Source organism: Fictibacillus nanhaiensis (assembly GCF_023715445.1).
Lineage (GTDB): Bacteria > Bacillota > Bacilli > Bacillales > Fictibacillaceae > Fictibacillus > Fictibacillus nanhaiensis_D.
In genome coordinates this window covers 225,609-242,993 of record NZ_JAMBOD010000005.1, presented here as the reverse complement: position 1 = coordinate 242,993, position 17,385 = coordinate 225,609, and the positions used below count along the sequence as shown (strand labels likewise).

The following is a 17,385-nucleotide window of genomic DNA, read 5'->3' as shown; positions in this document are numbered from 1 at the left end:
ACACTTCTAGTTACAGTATTACTTTGCATAAAAAACATGTAATATACAAATCTCTTCACCAACAACGTTTGTTTTATCTATTCTTCTTTAACACTTAACTTTCAAAAGTGGCGGACGTCCGGGACCGGACACATGTCGTGATCATTGAGAAGAAGACCGGAAAGAAGAAACGCTTTCCCATCATGGCTTTACAAAGTGAGATTGTTCACTATACAGCTGGCATGCGGTCGGATGAATATCTTTTTGCGTCTAGAAAAGGAAATGGCCCGATTACGACCACGCAGGCCTATCGGGCACTCGTAAAAGCAGCAAGTATGATTGACCGCGATGATATTGGAACACATACAATGCGAAAGACATTTGGTTATCACTATTACAAACGGACGAAAGACATAGTAACACTTATGGAGATTTTTAATCATTCAGCTCCTTCCATCACGAAGCGTTATATTGGGATCACGCAAGATGAAATTGATCAAAGCTTAAAAGACTTTCTACTATAGAAAAGAAAGAAGCATAATAAAAATGACCTGATTACTGTTTAATAATTTCATTTAAAGTATTTGATTCTGTCTTGTTTAATTTCACATAACTTCCTCTGGAGCTAATAGTAGAAGTTTCATCACCATTATCAAAAACAGAATACTCTACTTCTTCATTCTCATAATGAACAATCAGTAAAATAGTTTCTGTACCATTATTAATTTTTTTATCTTTTTTCCAAGATAGGTCATTAGAAAAATCAGAGAATTTATCTATACTTTTTTCATCCGAAATCTTATGTGCTTTTATATATTGTTTATCTATGACCTCAATACTCTTAATTTCTTTACTGTTGCAACCAACTAAAATTAAGCAATAAACGGTACAAATTAATAGCATTTTTCTTTTCAGATTCATATTTCCCCCCCTTAAAATATGTAGTTTTTAACACTTAACATACAGTAATAAATATAAATAAGATGCGGAAATAAAGTATTTCGCATCTTATTTATATTTAAGTTTTTGTTATTTATTATCCTTCTTAAGGAGTAAAGTTATTTTTAAAAATATGTTTCCATTGACTTCCACGTCTATCATATGTAGTTTCCATAGTTGCTCCTAAAGTTGTACCTTCAGCTATAATTTCAACCCAAGTTGATGGAACTGAAAGATCAAAGGTATTAGTAGTTACTGTATACTCTTTAGTTTGTTGTTTTAAGTAATTAGAACAACCCAGTCTGACCAATCTCTTAGCGATAGTTACTGATGAATCAATTCTTGTCCATCCTCCTGTCGCTCTTGTTAATTTATAATAATCAATACCATCCTTGGTGTTTTTAGTAAAATAAATAGTTGAATATGATTTGTAACTACCTGTAGGATCGGTTTCTGAATCAGCCTGTTGAAGAGATGCTAATGTACTAAAGTCCCCATTAGTTGAAGTTACAGTCCCATCTATAACAAATGTTGTTAATGCTACATCATGGAATACTTCGTCACCTTGTGTTTTATATTAAGAATCTGCGCAGTTGATACTTCTTCTGCGTTTGTTTCAATGGGCAAACTACTTAGATCTACTTCTGAAACTTTATTTTTAGCTTTTTCAAACAACTTGTTTAAATCTTTTTCTTCATCCTTTTGATATAATACTCTGACTTCTTTGTTGTTCTTTGTTTCATCCATTGCAAAAGATGAAGTCGCAAAACCAACAGTTAATAAACATACAACAAAGCTTTTGGTTAATGTTTTGTAAAAATTCAAATAAACACTTCCTTTCAATGTATTATTTATATTCTACCACTATTTCCCATAATATTTTAAATATTGTAAATATTTTAAAACAAGATAGACTCTCCTGACTTCTATTATTCCTTTGTTTAGATTGATTTTCATTACCACTAAAAATAGGAAAACCACTACAAGCCCTCGTCAGGGTAAGGAAAGTTAGCCAACAAGCTACGTACTAACTTGTGAACTGAATACCTTCTCATTCCTATATCGATTATCACTCTTTCTCCGTAATATCAAGCCATTCGATAATCTTTGCGTTCTTTAGGTTATATCCGGCTCCTGGATAGCCTTTTTCTTTGGCTACAGCAAGAGCTGAGTTTAGCTACAAACTGCGGAATTATCCAAGAACGAGAATTAGAATTCGTGTAAAAACCACTGATGGATTATACATCAGTGGTTTTTTAGTTGTTCAATTTTCTTTTAAATTAAAATAAATTGGTGCTTGTTCTTGCGAGTATATGCCTGAAAACGCTAGAAGTAAGAATATAATTCCACAGATAAACAAGATTAAATATTTAAATGTCCTACCATGAACTATCAAATAATAACCTCCATTTCTTTTATATTAATATATTTAAATATTTTGAAAATATTAGTACTTTCAAAAATAAAATAAGCCTCTCCAATTCAGGAGAGGCTTTTATATTAAGCTTTTACATCATAACCTTGCTCTTCGATTGCATCACGCATTTGCGAATCTGTTACCTTTGTTTCATCTACTTCTACGTCTACTGTTCCTGTTTCAAGGTGTACAGTGACATTTTTTACACCCTCAAGTTCTGTTAGTGCATTTGTTACAGCACTTTTGCAATGTCCACAAGTCATACCTTCTACTTTTAATGTTTTCTTTTCCATCATTAATTCCTCCTGTTTTTTAGTTAGGCTGTTTTCGCAAACTTTGTTGTTTTTGAATGTGGTTAATTTCCGCTGCAGTGGCTCGCTTTCCACAGGGCGTGCGGTAAGCCCCCTCCGTACTGCGTACATTGAGTGGTCTCACCTGCCCCGCTCGTCCTGCAGGAGTCTCGCCCTTCCGCTCCAATTAACTATTCAATGAAGAACCTTGAAAATCTCCCAGTAGCAATACTCTTTTAGAAATTAGCCTTTAGTTAAGTTTTATTCTTTTTAATCGTAATGCATTGGAAACAACGGATACTGAGCTGAATGCCATAGCAGCACCCGCTACCCAAGGCTCAAGCAAGCCGAGAGCCGCAATCGGAATTCCGGCAGTGTTATAAAATAGAGCCCAGAACAAGTTCTGTCTAATGTTTCTCATTGTTTTCCGGCTTAATTCAATCGCTTTAGGAATATGATTCAAGTCACCGCCGACAAGCGTAACATCGGCTGCTTCAATCGCTACATCTGTCCCTGTACCGATTGCCATCCCGATATCCGCTGTAGCAAGGGCTGGTGCATCATTAATGCCGTCGCCAACCATGGCAACCTTTTTCCCTTGTTTTTGTAGCTCTTTAACTTTGTTTGCTTTTTCCTCTGGAAGTACTTCTGCAAAAACACCTTGGATTCCAACTTCTTTTGCGATTGCATTGGCCGTTCTTTCGTTGTCACCTGTGATCATATATACTTCAATACCCATGTTAAACAAACGTTTAATCGCTTGTTTAGATGAATCCTTCACAGTATCGGCTACAGCAATGATTATAACAAGATCTCCATCAACTGCTGCTAGCATTGCGGTCTTTCCTTCACCTTCAAGCTGAATAATTGTGTCTTCATGCTGATCATACGAAACGGCTTTTTCTTTCATAAGTTTTCTTGTTCCAACAAGTATGTTTTTACCATCAACAACCGCTTCGATTCCGTGTCCCGGAATAGCTGAAAACGAATCTGCTTCCTTCCAGGCAATATCTTCTCTTTTACCATACTCAACAATGGCTTCAGCCAATGGATGTTCCGAATTTTTTTCAGCTGAAATCACTTCAGCTATAAACCCTTCTTTTAATTCGATAACATCGGTTACTTCTGGCTTTCCTTTCGTAACCGTACCCGTCTTATCTAGAAGAACCGCGTTGATTTTATGAGCTCCTTCCAGATATTCTCCGCCTTTAAAAAGGATCCCTTGTTCAGCACCTTTACCCGTTCCAACCATAATGGAAGTAGGTGTTGCGAGTCCTAATGCACAAGGACATGCGATTACTAAAATAGCTATAGCAACTTCCAGGGACTGCGGCAGGTTTCCTGGTGAAACGAAGAAATACCATGCAATAAAAGCGAGAATGGAAATAGCAACAACAATCGGAACAAAAATTCCTGAAATGTAGTCAGCCATTCTTTGAATCGGTGCCTTAGATCCCTGGGCTTCCTCAACGATCTTAATGATACCGGCAAGTGCGGTTTCTTTTCCGACTTTTTGGGCTTCCATTCGCAATGTTCCATTTTTATTGATAGTTGAGCCGATAACTAATTCATCCTCAGTCTTATCTACAGGAATAGATTCCCCAGTTATCATACTTTCATCTACTGATGAGTTTCCTGAAATCACTTTGCCATCGACAGGGATCTTTTCACCCGGTTTTACAATCAATATATCGCCAACAGCTACTTGATCTAAAGGAATCTTAACTTCTTCGCCATCCCGGATAATAGTTGCTTCTTTAGCCTGGAGGTTCAATAGTTTTGATATGGCTTCTGTCGTTCTCCCTTTTGCAAGTGTTTCAAAATACTTGCCTACTAAAATTAATGTGATCAGCACCGCACTCGTTTCAAAATACAGCTGAGGCATATATTCAGAATTACCGATCGTCTTAAATGCTTCAACAACACTATAAAAGAATGCCGCCGAAGTTCCTAATGCTACGAGCACATCCATGTTCGCACTCTTATTTCTAAGTGCACGATACGCACCAACGTAGAATGGACCGCCAATATAAAACTGAACAATAGATGCCAGCACTAGCTGAAACCATGGGTTCATTAAAAGATGAGGCATCGGCAGCCCCGTATCAAATGGCATGTGAGCGATCATTGTATAGAGAAGAGGGAGTGATAAAACAATAGAAAGGATCAGCTTTCTTTTCTTTGATGACATCTCCTCTTCTTTTTTAGTTTTCTTTGTATCACGATCCTGTTTGATCGAACCTTTATACCCGAGCTTTTCAACTTTGGTTAAAATAGCCTCTACTGATACAACAGCTGGATTATATTCAACTGTACCTGTTTCACCAGTGAGATTAACAGATGCTTTTGAGATACCTTCCATCCGGTTGAGACTCTTTTCAATACGAGTAGAACATGCTGCACATGTCATACCTGAGATGTCCAGCTCCGCTTTTTCTTTTGCAACTCCATAACCCAGCTTTACAATTTTCTGTTCAATATCTGTTAGTGATGTTATACTTGGATCATATTTTACTGAGGCTTTTTCCATGGCTAAGTTAACGTTTGCATCCACACTCTCCATTTTGTTTAAAACCTTTTCGATCCGTACTGCACATGCTGAACAAGTCATTCCGGATATATCTAAATTCGTTTCCTTTTGGCTCATGGTGTTCACCTGCCTTCTTAAGATTTAGAGAACTGTTTAATCACTTTCATAAGTTCATCGATGGAAGCTTCACCATCTCCGGACTTAATTGCATCGGCCACACAATGATGGGTATGATTCTCCATCAATTGAAAGCCTACTCTTTTCAAACCAGCGGTCACAGCTGATATCTGAACAAGCACATCAATACAATAGCGGTCTTCCTCAATCATTTTTTGAAGCCCGCGAATTTGGCCTTCTATCTTTTTTAAACGATTGTTTAAATCCTGTTTGTCACTATCACAGCGATGTGTTTTTTGATTCATCCTTCATCATCCTTCCCTATAGGGATACTTTCTTAATTAAAAATTATACTATACCCCCCTATAGTATGCAAATGATTTGATTATGATCTCACTTTTTTTACAATTACATAAATACCTATAGCTGAAATAACACTTAATATAATCTTTCCTTCAGTGTTCCATTCCGTAACATTGTAAACAGAGTAAGCTTCTAACAGCAGAGCCGGAAGCTTGCCAATTGAACTGGCAGCAACAAATATACCCGCTGACACTGCTCCGATCGCTCCTGCAAAAGTCACGAGACCAGAAGGAACAAACGGAAGCAGACGCAAGGATAAGATTAATATAAATGCCTCTTTTCCTTTTGCTTCAAGAAGCCTTACCACCTGGGGGTAGTCTCCGAGTTTTTTTCTGGAGACTTTTTTAAACCCTTTACGATATAGAACAAATGATACAGCGGCTCCAACCGCTTCCCCTATAAACGATATAAGTGTCCCATTCCAAAAGCCAAAGAAAAGAATGTTAGCAGCTGTCAAAAACACAGATGGGACAACACCTAAAATCGCGATCACAACATTTAATAGAATAGAAATAAGAATTGCCCATTCACTGAATTCTTTAAAAAACGTTACTAGCGATTCAGACATACATGAGATCCCCCTCTAAATTAAGCTCACACTAAAGAAAACTCGGCTGACGCCAAGCTCTTCTAGTCAGCCTTAGTTGAACTTATACTATATACCTAAACGTGTTTCCTGCGTCGTTTATCGGGCAGTTAACAAGTTATACTTCCTTATCGTGCTAAAAAAGCCACGCATTTGCATGGCTTAGTTTCTTATTATTTATTTCGATTATGAAGCAAGACTGTTAAGCTGATTAGTGTAACAAGGATGGTTGCGCCCATATCTGAAAGGATGGCGATCCATAATGTCAGCCAGCCCGGAATTGTCAGAAGAAGTGCAAATAATTTCAATCCAAGTGAGAGTCCGATGTTCCACTTAATAACCGTGTTTACTTTACGAGAAACCTCTACTGCATCTGGCAGTTTTCCTAAGTGATCTTGCATGAGTACAATATCGGCTGTTTCAATGGCACTGTCTGTTCCTTTACCCATCGCAATACCCAGATCCGCTGTAGCTAGGGCTGGTGCATCATTGATGCCATCACCAATCATGGCAACTTTTTGTTTTGCTTTTAATTCTTTTACCTTTTTTACCTTATCCTCAGGAAGAAGTCCGCCAAAGAATGCTGATACACCCGTTTTTTTCGCCACTTTTTCTGCAACTAAGGGATGGTCTCCTGTTAACATGACTGTTTTATTAATACCGTTTTTATGAAGATCACGAATGATGTTTGTACTTTCTTTTCGAATTTCATCAGCAATTGCAAAAATACCTAGTATTTCTCTATCTTTAGCAACAAGTACAATTGTGTTGCCTTCTTGTTTATATTGTTTTATTATTTTTGCGGATTCTTCATCTGCATCTGTTTCACCGATGATTTTTTCATTGCCAAGTCTGTACGTAACACCATCTATCGCCGCTGTAATCCCTTGGCCTGAAACAGTCTTAATCTCATCAACTTCAATTTCAGCAACACCAAGTTCTTTACAGCGCTTGATCACAGCTTTTGCTAATGGATGAGATGAGGATTTTTCAATTGCAAATGCCACCTTGTAGAAATCAGGATGAAAAGATGAATCAGCCACCACATGAGGTTCGCCTAATGTTAATGTACCTGTTTTGTCAAAAACCATTACTTCGATCTTGGACAGCTGCTCTAAATATGCTCCTCCTTTGATCAGAATTCCATTACGGGCATTGACCGTAATCCCCGAAAGGATAGCGATTGGAGATGACAAGATTAGAGCACATGGACATCCTACTATCAATACAGCCAGCCCTTGGTAGAACCACTCACTCCACGCTCCATCCAAAAAAAGAGGTGGAACGAGCATTACAAGTGCCGAGATAATCATAATTGCAGGCGTATAATAGTTCGCAAACCGGTTGATTAACAGTTCTGTCGGTGTCTTGGATTCCTGAGCTTCCTGTACTAAAGCCAGGATTTTAGAAAGGGCTGATTGGTTATACGTTTTTGTAACTTTAACATGCAGGACCCCTTCATTATTGATGCTTCCGCCAAATACAGGTTCTCCGCTTTCCTTTTCAACAGGCAGTGATTCTCCTGTAATCGCAGCTTCGTTTACAGAGCTTTTTCCGGAGACTACCACACCGTCTGAAGGAATCTTTTGACCAGTTTTTACAAGTACAACATCGTCCACCTTTAATGCCTCTAAAGATATGATTTCTGGTTTTCCGTCTTTTAATAAAACAGCTTCCTTTGGAGCAACTTCAAGAAGTGTTTCCATAGATCTGCGTGCTTTCTCCATTCCATAGGATTCAAGCAGCTCATTAATCCCAAACAGAATCGCAACAAGTGCCGCCTCTCTCCATTCACCAATGGAAACAGCCCCGATTAAAGCCACTGTCATTAATGTGTTAATGTCGAATTTTAATTTAGTTAAATTACGAAGTCCCTTTATAAACGTCGGGTATCCGGAAAGTATTGTCGCAATTCCGTAAAAGACTATTGGCAAAGCAGGAAGCTCTGTATACCATTCAGAAGCCAGCGCAGCGATAAACGATGCAACTGAAACATAAAGAAAGATCATGAGCCAGTTCGGTCCTTTTGGCTTTCCATCCGCTTCAAATCGAACCTTTTCTGTAGATAAGATTGAACGGACAGCCTCCATATCCACTTCTTCATTTAACAGGATTTTGCTTGAATTAAACTGAACCTTTGTATCTTCACCGCCAGGCAGCTGCTGAATTTGCTCCTGCAGTTTTAATGCACAATGACCACATGATAATCCCGTAATCTTATGTTCCTTCATAGTTGTTCCTCCTCTCTCTAGTCGTGTCTAGCATGGTGGATCGATTGATGCAAGAGAGTCATCACATGCTCATCATCTATCGAATAGTACAGGGTTGTTCCTGCACGTCTGAATTTTACAAGTCTAAGGTTTTTTAGAAAACGCAGTTGATGTGATACGGTTGACTGCATAAGGGATAGTTCTTCCGCAATTTCGGAGACACTGCATTCTTTTTCTCCTAATAAATGAAGTATGCGAATCCGTGTCGGGTCTGAGAGTGCTTTAAATGTTTGCGATACAATAAATAGTGTTTCCTCATCAAGTTGTTCATATTTTTCTTTGTTTTCATTCATGAACAGACACCCCCATTATCCCTATACTTCAATATATGAATATATGCTCATATATGTCACTCATAGTGTAACGGAAATTTAGAAATTGTGCAAAAATATAAAAAGAAGATGGGGGACCCATCTTCTTTAAGCCGTGCTTTCTTCCGTTCTTCTCAACTTTTGTTTTTTTCCATATGTTAATGTCCGCCATATCCATTCCAGCGGCCCCATGTAGAAATGTTTTAGCCACCACTTTGAGAAAAGCACCTGTAAACCGAAGATAAAAACCGCAAGAATAACGCCTGCAAAAGGACCGTATTTCCCGTAATGGCCGAATCCATAGCTGTAAAAAATGAAGGTGCAGACGATTGATTGAGTTATGTAATTCGTAAAAGCCATTCTCCCTGTAATTCGGAACATCTTAAACAGACGTTTAAATTTTCCGTTTCTATAAAGAAGCACAATCGTGCACATATAAAAAATACTCATCATTGCCCCGCCAAATTCATAACCCCATGACATAAATGTATCATACCGCCAATCTTCTCCTTTCAAAGGAAAGAAAATAACCGGTATAATCTTGCTTCCTGGTCCCAATACGAGAGTCAGTACCCATAGTTTCCATAATGCTCGATTCGCAAATGGCCGCTTATTGGCTGCATAAGCACCGAACAGGAACATAGGCAGTATCCCGAATATAAAGAATAAGAAGTATTGGTTTAGATCTGTCCATTCTCGAATCCGTTCCTGCATGATTTCTGAAAATGTACCCTCACTATAGATTTGTATGGATTGTTTAATCTCCGCTTCATGCTGTCCATTAAGAGTTTCTTGATAGCTTAAACCAGCTCCGCTTGTCCAGTAATCGTAGGTTAATGTGGTCATAAACAGACTGTATGCTGTAATCATTACAAGCCCTGTTATCAAGAGTGCATTCTTTGGTAATCTATAAAACAAAAGCATGATTACTCCTACAGCCGCATATGTGATTAAAATGTCGCCATACCAAAAGAATTGAACATGCAAAATTCCAAACAACAACAGCACAAACTGCCTTCTTAAAAAAAACGGCGCAAACCTCCGATCATTTTCTTCAGCTCTTTCAGCCATCAAAATAATGCCAAAACCAAATAGAAAAGAAAACATCGTAATAAAATTTCCCTGAACCAAAAACTCAAGCAAAACATTTGTCCATACATTGTAAGACTGATCAAAATATTCATAGCTTAATGCTCGAATAGGTGAATCAGGACCTGAAAAAGACTTCATATTCACGAGTAAGATACCGAAAATTGCAATTCCCCGCAGGATATCCAGAGATTCAATTCTTTGCTTTTCTCCTGTTGGTTTCCACTTCATAAATTAATCAACTCAAAATTTTTTTCCATGCTCCCACTCCCTTTGGTTTATTTTACCTCAAATAGGCAAAAAAGTTAGAATACGAATTAATTTTTGCTATTCTATAAAGAACAGATAAAGTGATTTGGGAAGGATGAAACCTGTTTTGAGAAAATACACCTTAACGATTGTTTCGGCTGTTTCAATTGCAGCAACCCTTTTATGGCTTTTCGGTCTTGGCTGGACATTTCAAGATCAATTTTCTTCAAATAAAAAATTTGAGCAGCCTAAAGAGAAAACAGAATCAGCTATATCTAAAAAGCAAGATGGCACGCTTACGATATTCGCCATGGGAGATTCGCTGACACGAGGAACAGGTGATGCTGACGGAAAGGGCTACACCGGATATTTATTAGAACGATTAAAAGAAAAATCAGAACAGGAAGTCAACCTCATCAATACAGCTGTAAAAGGAGAGACCTCTCGTGGTCTTTTTAAACAGCTGCAGCAAAGCGAAATTCAGCGTCAGGCAAAGCAAGCTGATGTCATTGTAATGACAATTGGAGGAAATGATTTGTTTCAGCAGGGTACGACTTTAGAGTCTTTAGATATGAACGCCATCAACAGTAAAAAACAGATTTATTTAAGCAACGTTAAAAAAATCTATAGCCAGCTCCGGGATTTAAATAAAGAAGCTGTTATCTATCATGTGGGACTCTATAACCCTTTCAGCAATCTTCCAGATGCGAAGACCACCTCTTCCATTGTGAGAGACTGGAATTTCCAGACAGCAAATACGGCAGCAGAGTTTGAGAACATCGTCTATGTTCCAACGTTTGACCTTTTTCAGCTGCAAGTTGAAAACTATTTATACACTGATCAATTTCACCCTAACAAAGAAGGGTATAAATTAATGGCAGAACGGGTTGCCTCGCTGATCAATTTTGAACAGGAGGAAAAAGAATCGTGAGCATGAAACCTGCACTAGAAGTTGAAAACCTGACAAAGAAGATTAAACGAAAACTCATTATAAAAGGTGTTTCCTTTACTCTTTATCCAGGTGAAGTATTTGGTTTTCTCGGTCCGAACGGTGCTGGTAAAACGACAACGATCCGGATGATTGTCGGGTTAATTTCCCCGACTTCAGGAACGATTAAAATTGGCGGCAAAAACGTCCGAACAGAATTTACAGAAGCAATGAAACACTTGGGGTGTATCGTTGAGAACCCTGAACTTTATCCGTATCTAACTGGATGGGAGAATCTCGAACACTTTGCAAAAATGGATCCTTCCATTCCAACAAACAGATTGCAGGAAGTCGTAACGCTCGTTGGATTAACGAACCGGATCCATGATCGTGTGAGTACATATTCACTTGGTATGAGACAGCGGCTAGGAATTGCACAGGCTCTTTTAGGAAAACCAAAAGTCCTCATTTTGGACGAGCCGACAAATGGTCTTGATCCTGCCGGTATTCGCGAGATGCGCGAGTTTATCCGCCAGCTTGCAAGAGAAGAAAACCTAAGTGTTCTCGTCTCTTCCCATTTACTGAGTGAGATACAGCTCATGTGCGACCGAGTAGCCATCATCTCAAAAGGTGCTGTTATCCGTACTGATTCAGTACAAAATCTTTTAGCTGAACAAGAAAGAGTTATCTGGAAAGCTGAACCTTTATCTCTCGCTAAAGAGCTTTTACAAGAAGAAACAGAAGTTCAGGAAGGTTTAGATGGTACACTGATCACGCTTTATAACGAACCGCTGCTTCCAGAGTGGAACCAGAAACTCGTACAGGCAGGCGTTAAAGTAAAAGAAATGAGAACTCAGCTTCCTTCTCTTGAAGATTTGTTTTTAGAAGTGACAGGAGGCGAAAGTATTGATTAATCTTGTCCGCAACGAAATGCTAAAGCTGCTTCGAAAGAAAAGGTTGTTTGTAATCATACTTATCATCGCTTTTCTCGTACCGCTTTTTACATACGCACAGTTTAAAGAGATACAAGATCAGCGAAAAAAAATGGGTACACAAGACTGGCGCACTGTGCTCCAGCAAGAGATCACAGATACCCAAAACAGGTTGAGTTCGAGCCGTATTCAAGATGAATGGCGGAAATATTTAAAGATCAGATTATCTCAGCAGCAATATTATTTAGAGAATGATATTGATCCTCGAGCTCCTGGAGCACCAACTTTTATGCGGGTGTTTGTGGAGAACTCGATCGATCTTTTACTGCCTCTTTTAGTTATGGTAATCGTTGCTGATCTTGTTTCCTCTGAAGCCAGTGGCGGAACCATCAAACTATTATTAACAAGGCCGGTAAAAAGGTGGCGTATTCTATTAAGCAAGTATTTGGCTATGCTGCTGTCGGTATCTTTTATTGTTTTATCAGTCGCTGTGCTGTCTTACGCGATATCTGGATTGGTCTTCGGTTACGGAGGCTGGAATATGCCGCTCTTAACAGGATTTGCTGTTTCAGGTGATGAACTGCTGACTGATAATGTACACATTGTGCCTCAGTGGCAATATATCTTGATGGAGTTTGGCCTCGTTTGGTACGTATGTTTAATCGTTGGTACATTAACCTTCATGCTGTCGGTCTTATTAAGAAGCACCGCGGCTGTAATGGGTATTATGCTCGCTTCACTTATCGCAGGAGCAATCTTGATCAATATGGTCTCCTCATGGGAAAGCGCGAAGTACTTTTTCATGGTGAATCTAAACCTCACAAACTATATTAGCGGTATGGCTACACCAATTGAAGGAATGTCATTAGGCTTCTCTATGAGTGTCCTTGCAGTATGGGGCATTGCCGGGTTCATCATCGCATTTGTTACCTTTTCAAAAAGGGATATCTATTAAAAATAAAAACGAAAAAGGAAACCAGTTTGATGACCGGTTTCCTTTTTTTACGATTAATTTGTCCGCTTTGAAAGATAATCTGTCGACTTTTTTAATTAATCTGTCCACTTGAAGGATTAATCTGTCCATTTTCCTGAATAATTTGTCCAATTGGCCGAAGTCTCTCTCTACCTATATTTTAAAGTGTTTAATCATTTCAGATAATGCCTGAGAAGCGTCATTCAGTTCTTCTGCTGACTGCGAAACTGTTGCCAGCGCACGAACTTGTTCTTCAGACGAAGCACTAACTTCTTCACTTGCTGCGGCTGATTGTTCTGCAACTGCTGCAATACTTTGAATGGAGGCAACTACTTCTTCTTTATAGTTGTTGATAATGTCTACTTCACTCGTAATCTGCTGAATGGATTTTACCATCTGATCCATCGTTCCTGCAATTTCATCAAAAGCACGTTCAGTATCTGTGACGGTATTATTTTGATCTTTGGCGATTTGCTTTGTTTGTTCCATCTCCTTAACCGCACGAACAGACTCTGCACCAATGCCTGTAATTGTTTTTCTTACTTTGTCAGCCGCGATTGATGATTGTTCAGCTAGTTTACGGACCTCATCAGCAACAACCGCAAAACCTCTTCCGCTTTCACCAGCTCTTGCTGCTTCAATACTAGCGTTTAAAGCTAGAAGATTCGTCTGCTCAGAAATTTCAGTAATAGACTGAATCACTTGCTCAATTTCTTCTACCTTCCCAGCTAATCCAGAGATCACTTCCTCAATATTGTGAAGCACCTCATTGCTTTCACCTGTTTTCGCACGAAGAACCTGCATTTGTGAAAGACCGTTTTTATTTGCTGTCTCAGCAAGTATGGATAGACGTGCCATCATCTCAGCCTGTTCGTTTACCTTTTCAATTTGTGAAGACAGATCCAAAGTTCTGCGGTTAGTTTCATCAGCATCCTCTGCCTGCGTTGTAGCACCTGACGCGATTTCTGCTACAGCTCTTGAGACTTCTTCACTGGCTGCAATCGTTTCTTCTGAGACTGCACTTAAATTGGAAGTGGATTCATTGACTGTGACAACCGACTGGCTTACTGAAGTAATCAGCCCTCTCATGTTTTCAACCATCGCATTAAAATGGTGGGTCAGCGTACCTACTTCATCCTTGGTTTTTGCTTCTACTGATACTGTAAGATCACCTTCTGCAACAAGCTGAACTTGTTTTTGCAGGTTGCGGATCGGATTCGAAATGCTTTTAGCAAGGAAGTAAGTTACTGCTAATGCAATCAATACAGCAATTGAAGCAAATACTAAAATTATATTAAAAAGCTCTTGAGCATCCTTTAAAAGTTCATTCGTCTCATAAACAAACCCGAGCTTCCATCCTGTGTCTGCAATCGTCGTATAATAAAGTTCACGGTCTTTATTTTGGTATTGGTATGAAATATTTCCTTTTTCATTTTTGTACATAGCCTTGGTAAAAGATTCTTTACTTAAGTCTTTCCCTTGCTGAGTCGGATGTACGAGTGCCATTCCTTTTGGGTCAAGAAGAACGGGATATCCACTGTAGCTTACTTTGGTCTGGTTGATCATGCTGGAAAGTCCCGCAAGGCTTAAGTCCAGACCAACTACTCCCAATACATCCTTTGTTGCAGGATCTAAAACAGGTTTTGCTACTGTTACTACATATTCTCCGGAACTGGCATCTTCATATGGTTCTGTCCACATAATTTTATCAGGTGACTGAACAGCAGTTTGATACCATGGACGCCCAGTGGGATCAAAACCTTCAGGTAGCTCTAATACCGGTGAAGTTTTAAATTGTTTCGTTTCCGCTCCAACATAAAGAACAGCTACGTTTTTGTTCAGTTCTAAGAAATGTTTAAAGTCCTGATCAACGATCGGCCAGGATTCGTTAAGTCCTTTAGCTTCATCCGTTTTTACCGTTTTCAAATAGTCAATAAGCCTGCTGTCGCGGCTATAACGATCGATTGTGTTTCCGAATGATTGTAAATAAAGCTCAGTTGAAGATTTCACGTCATTTGCTAAGCCTGTTGCTTGTTCTTGAACATTCTCAGTGATCTGCTGTTTCGTTTGAAAATAAGAAAATAGTGACGCTGATATTAGCGCTACAGCTACAAGAAGACTTACAGACAGCATGATCTTCGTTTGTATTTTTTTAAACATTTGGTGGCCCCCTATTCTGCATCTCTGCTAAATATCGACAAATAATTACAGAATGTTTACACAATAGGTCTAAACCGGGACGAAAGGATTACTTTTATATAAAAGGCACTAGAAATCTAATGCTTTTTGCCTATAAGAAACATTCATTCAAAAAAAAAAAAAAACGCCCAAAGGCGGTTTTTTTTCTATTATGCTTCGTTATTAGAAGGCTCTGGCGCCTTTTCATTGGCAGCTTTTTCTTCCGCCAACTTCCTCTTTTTAAGAGTACCCAATCCAAGAACAACAACAATCATTAAGATTTCAAATCCATATTTAATAAAATCATTATCAAAGTATGGTTTCATAAACTTCTCGCCAACGATCATCTTTGAAGCTGTCCATGCGAGGACCCCTGCACCGATCGTGATGATAAAAGGATACTTTTCCATCAATTTTAAGAAAAGTGTACTTCCCCAAACAACGATTGGAACTGATATCAATAAACCGATAACTACGAGTAAAAAGTCTCCATGTGCAGCTCCTGCAACTGCCAGTACGTTGTCTAGACCCATTACAGCATCTGCGATAATGATCGTTCTAATTGCTGCCCACATACCGTTTTGCGCTTCAATATCATGATCTTTTTCTTCAATCATTAGTTTGTACGCAATGTATAAAAGAATAAGTCCACCGGCTAATAGCAAACCAGGAATCTTTAATAACCATACAACGGCCAGAGTTGCTGCTGCACGAATTATGATAGCACCGACTGTACCCCACATGATTACCTTTTTCTGGTTTTCTTTTGGTAAGTTTCTTGCTGCTAAACCGATAACAATTGCATTATCTCCAGCCAACACTAAATCTATGATAACGATCGCTAGTAAGGCTGACCAAAAATCTGGTGCGAATAAATCCATTCAAAAAATCCTCCCTGTTGAACATCTGTAGAATAGTATACCCTATGATTTTGTAAAAACATAATGAAATAACTTTTAAAAAACACCATAAAAAGGCTGTCAGAATGTTTTTTTGCCCTGACAGGCTTATCCACTTTTTCATATATATAATGAAAGGGGGTGTTTTTTCATGTGCTCTTGCGGATGTTCTATTAAATGTAAATCATGTATTCTTTTTTGTGGCGTCCCTATACTTTGCCGAAAAGTAAATCCTTGCTGCTGCCCAATTGTTTCAACGCCGTCTACACCTTCAACCTCTCCTTTTATTACTTGCTGCAGCTCTAAATTTTGCTCCAGCCAAACAAGAAGGTCCTCATCCTGCTGCAATGGCTAGGATGTTCCATCTAAAATATATTATCAGTTAACAACTTAACCATACTACGGATAAAAGAACCTTTTGTTTCAAAAAAAGCGTTCTTTTTTTTTATTACGGGAATAATGCAGGATAGGATGATACGCCGCAATCACGGAGGCTTACTTTATGCGCTGGATATTGAAACAGTGGTTCCGCCGTTTTTTTGAAGACAAAGTGTTTGATCTCTCAGCCCAGCTTGCTTATTATTTTCTGGTTTCTTTGTTTCCTTTTATCTTTCTGATTTTTACAGTTTTAGGCTTTTTGCCGATTTCTTCTGCGTATGTGATCTCTCTTTTTCAGTCTATTGCGCCAGAAGAAGCATATACCTTACTAGAGTATAATTTAATCGCCGTTTTAGACGAGTACCGCGGTGATGTTTTTTCAATATCATTAATTATTATGATTTGGCTTGCAACAATAGGCACGCATGCGATTATCCGTGTATTCAACCAAGCCTATCAGGTGGAAGAAAGCCGTCCCTTTTTAAAAGAATTAGCATTGGGTATGTTTTTAACATTCGGGTTAGTTGTTGCGGTAATAACAGCTTTATTGCTGCCAGTTTTTGGTCGGACGGTTGGAATTTACATATTTGAACAGACAGGCTATTCACATCCCGTTTGGCACATATGGGAAACGGCACGGTATATAATTGGTTTCTCAATACTTCTCTTTATCTTTTCAGCTCTATATATGTTCGCTCCAAACGTGAAGCTCTCGTTTCGAAATGTCTGGCCAGGTGCCGTCTTTTCCACGGGAGGCTGGCATATTTTTTCATATCTTTTTTCATCATATGTATCCATTTTTGATTATGGACAAATATACGGAAACATGGGGGCATTGTTAACACTAATGATTTGGTTTTACCTTTCCGCCATGATTTTAATTGCAGGCGGACACCTTAATGCCATCCTGACTTTAAGAAGAACCGTAAGAAAATAAAAAGATTTTTGAAAACTTTC

The 17,385-nt window shown here is 38.7% G+C and carries 17 protein-coding genes; 5 read left to right on the top strand and 12 right to left on the bottom strand.

Translation table 11 applies throughout. From position 1 onward, the window contains the following. The first annotated feature begins 107 nt into the window (after positions 1 to 107). Positions 108 to 503, top strand: coding sequence for a tyrosine-type recombinase/integrase (locus M3196_RS15075; RefSeq protein WP_338082952.1), 396 nt, complete (start codon positions 108 to 110; stop codon positions 501 to 503). Between the two features lie 31 nt (positions 504 to 534). Here M3196_RS15075 and M3196_RS15070 read toward each other — a convergent pair whose 3' ends face one another. The 9 genes from M3196_RS15070 to M3196_RS15030 all read right to left on the bottom strand — a co-directional run bounded on the left by M3196_RS15070 (position 535) and on the right by M3196_RS15030 (position 10,122). Next, entirely contained in the window at positions 535 to 900 is a 366-nt protein-coding gene (locus M3196_RS15070; RefSeq protein WP_251323135.1) for a hypothetical protein, read from the bottom strand. A 558-nt stretch (positions 901 to 1,458) separates the two neighbouring features. Further along, positions 1,459 to 1,743: a hypothetical protein gene (locus tag M3196_RS15065; protein WP_251323134.1), complete on the bottom strand. Its 285-nt coding sequence runs from the start codon at positions 1,741 to 1,743 to the stop codon at positions 1,459 to 1,461. Between the two features lie 675 nt (positions 1,744 to 2,418). Beyond that, positions 2,419 to 2,628, bottom strand: a complete 210-nt coding sequence (gene copZ, locus M3196_RS15060) for a copper chaperone CopZ (protein ID WP_251323133.1) — start codon at positions 2,626 to 2,628, stop codon at positions 2,419 to 2,421. 247 nt (positions 2,629 to 2,875) lie between these two features. Then, positions 2,876 to 5,272 (bottom strand): heavy metal translocating P-type ATPase, encoded by a 2,397-nt coding sequence (locus M3196_RS15055; RefSeq protein ID WP_251323132.1) that lies wholly within the window; start codon positions 5,270 to 5,272, stop codon positions 2,876 to 2,878. Between the two features lie 17 nt (positions 5,273 to 5,289). Then, positions 5,290 to 5,577 (bottom strand): metal-sensing transcriptional repressor, encoded by a 288-nt coding sequence (locus tag M3196_RS15050; protein WP_251323131.1) that lies wholly within the window; start codon positions 5,575 to 5,577, stop codon positions 5,290 to 5,292. An 80-nt stretch (positions 5,578 to 5,657) separates the two neighbouring features. Beyond that, entirely contained in the window at positions 5,658 to 6,203 is a 546-nt protein-coding gene (locus tag M3196_RS15045; RefSeq protein WP_251323130.1) for a TVP38/TMEM64 family protein, read from the bottom strand. Positions 6,204 to 6,394: 191 nt separating this feature from the next. Then, positions 6,395 to 8,452, bottom strand: a complete 2,058-nt coding sequence (locus M3196_RS15040; protein ID WP_251323129.1) for a heavy metal translocating P-type ATPase — start codon at positions 8,450 to 8,452, stop codon at positions 6,395 to 6,397. Positions 8,453 to 8,469: 17 nt separating this feature from the next. Next, positions 8,470 to 8,784: an ArsR/SmtB family transcription factor gene (locus M3196_RS15035; protein ID WP_251323128.1), complete on the bottom strand. Its 315-nt coding sequence runs from the start codon at positions 8,782 to 8,784 to the stop codon at positions 8,470 to 8,472. Between the two features lie 126 nt (positions 8,785 to 8,910). After that, positions 8,911 to 10,122: a DUF418 domain-containing protein gene (locus M3196_RS15030; RefSeq protein WP_251323127.1), complete on the bottom strand. Its 1,212-nt coding sequence runs from the start codon at positions 10,120 to 10,122 to the stop codon at positions 8,911 to 8,913. A 145-nt stretch (positions 10,123 to 10,267) separates the two neighbouring features. Between M3196_RS15030 and M3196_RS15025 the strand changes: the two genes are divergently transcribed. Genes M3196_RS15025 through M3196_RS15015 form a run of 3 tightly spaced genes read left to right on the top strand, consistent with a single transcriptional unit; the run spans position 10,268 to position 12,955 of the window. Next, positions 10,268 to 11,071 carry an SGNH/GDSL hydrolase family protein gene (locus M3196_RS15025; RefSeq protein WP_251323126.1) on the top strand — a complete coding sequence of 268 codons (804 nt, stop codon included), beginning with the start codon at positions 10,268 to 10,270 and terminating at the stop codon, positions 11,069 to 11,071. A gap of 2 nt (positions 11,072 to 11,073) precedes the next feature. Further along, the gene (locus tag M3196_RS15020; protein ID WP_276531395.1) at positions 11,074 to 11,982 is read left to right on the top strand and encodes an ABC transporter ATP-binding protein; all 909 of its coding nucleotides are present in this window, start codon (positions 11,074 to 11,076) and stop codon (positions 11,980 to 11,982) included. Next, complete coding sequence (locus tag M3196_RS15015; protein ID WP_251323124.1) at positions 11,975 to 12,955, top strand: ABC transporter permease; 981 nt, start codon at positions 11,975 to 11,977, stop codon at positions 12,953 to 12,955. Before M3196_RS15020 ends, M3196_RS15015 begins: the two co-directional genes overlap by 8 nt. Before the next feature lie 171 nt (positions 12,956 to 13,126). On the opposite strand, the gene M3196_RS15010 is transcribed toward M3196_RS15015, so the two are convergent. From M3196_RS15010 to M3196_RS15000, 3 genes are all read right to left on the bottom strand, one after another. Further along, positions 13,127 to 15,133 carry a methyl-accepting chemotaxis protein gene (locus M3196_RS15010; protein WP_251323123.1) on the bottom strand — a complete coding sequence of 669 codons (2,007 nt, stop codon included), beginning with the start codon at positions 15,131 to 15,133 and terminating at the stop codon, positions 13,127 to 13,129. A 188-nt stretch (positions 15,134 to 15,321) separates the two neighbouring features. After that, positions 15,322 to 16,032, bottom strand: a complete 711-nt coding sequence (locus M3196_RS15005) for a TerC family protein (RefSeq protein WP_251323122.1) — start codon at positions 16,030 to 16,032, stop codon at positions 15,322 to 15,324. Between the two features lie 138 nt (positions 16,033 to 16,170). Next, positions 16,171 to 16,398, bottom strand: coding sequence for a hypothetical protein (locus M3196_RS15000; protein ID WP_251323121.1), 228 nt, complete (start codon positions 16,396 to 16,398; stop codon positions 16,171 to 16,173). A gap of 154 nt (positions 16,399 to 16,552) precedes the next feature. Here M3196_RS15000 and M3196_RS14995 point away from each other — a divergent pair, with 154 nt between their 5' ends. Then, entirely contained in the window at positions 16,553 to 17,365 is an 813-nt protein-coding gene (locus tag M3196_RS14995) for a YihY/virulence factor BrkB family protein (protein WP_251323120.1), read from the top strand. The last annotated feature ends 20 nt before the right edge of the window (positions 17,366 to 17,385 follow it).

Bases quoted from the DNA above. Each gene is read 5' to 3' on its own strand.
- M3196_RS15040 (WP_251323129.1), bottom strand. From the start codon at position 8,452: ATGAAGGAACATAAGATTACGGGATTATCATGTGGTCATTGTGCATTA.
- M3196_RS15050 (WP_251323131.1), bottom strand. From the start codon at position 5,577: ATGAATCAAAAAACACATCGCTGTGATAGTGACAAACAGGATTTAAAC.
- M3196_RS15045 (WP_251323130.1), bottom strand. From the start codon at position 6,203: ATGTCTGAATCGCTAGTAACGTTTTTTAAAGAATTCAGTGAATGGGCA.
- M3196_RS15005 (WP_251323122.1), bottom strand. From the start codon at position 16,032: ATGGATTTATTCGCACCAGATTTTTGGTCAGCCTTACTAGCGATCGTT.
- M3196_RS15070 (WP_251323135.1), bottom strand. From the start codon at position 900: ATGAATCTGAAAAGAAAAATGCTATTAATTTGTACCGTTTATTGCTTA.
- M3196_RS15035 (WP_251323128.1), bottom strand. From the start codon at position 8,784: ATGAATGAAAACAAAGAAAAATATGAACAACTTGATGAGGAAACACTA.
- M3196_RS14995 (WP_251323120.1), top strand. From the start codon at position 16,553: ATGCGCTGGATATTGAAACAGTGGTTCCGCCGTTTTTTTGAAGACAAA.
- copZ (WP_251323133.1), bottom strand. From the start codon at position 2,628: ATGGAAAAGAAAACATTAAAAGTAGAAGGTATGACTTGTGGACATTGC.
- M3196_RS15010 (WP_251323123.1), bottom strand. From the start codon at position 15,133: ATGTTTAAAAAAATACAAACGAAGATCATGCTGTCTGTAAGTCTTCTT.
- M3196_RS15055 (WP_251323132.1), bottom strand. From the start codon at position 5,272: ATGAGCCAAAAGGAAACGAATTTAGATATATCCGGAATGACTTGTTCA.
- M3196_RS15020 (WP_276531395.1), top strand. From the start codon at position 11,074: ATGAAACCTGCACTAGAAGTTGAAAACCTGACAAAGAAGATTAAACGA.
- M3196_RS15030 (WP_251323127.1), bottom strand. From the start codon at position 10,122: ATGAAGTGGAAACCAACAGGAGAAAAGCAAAGAATTGAATCTCTGGAT.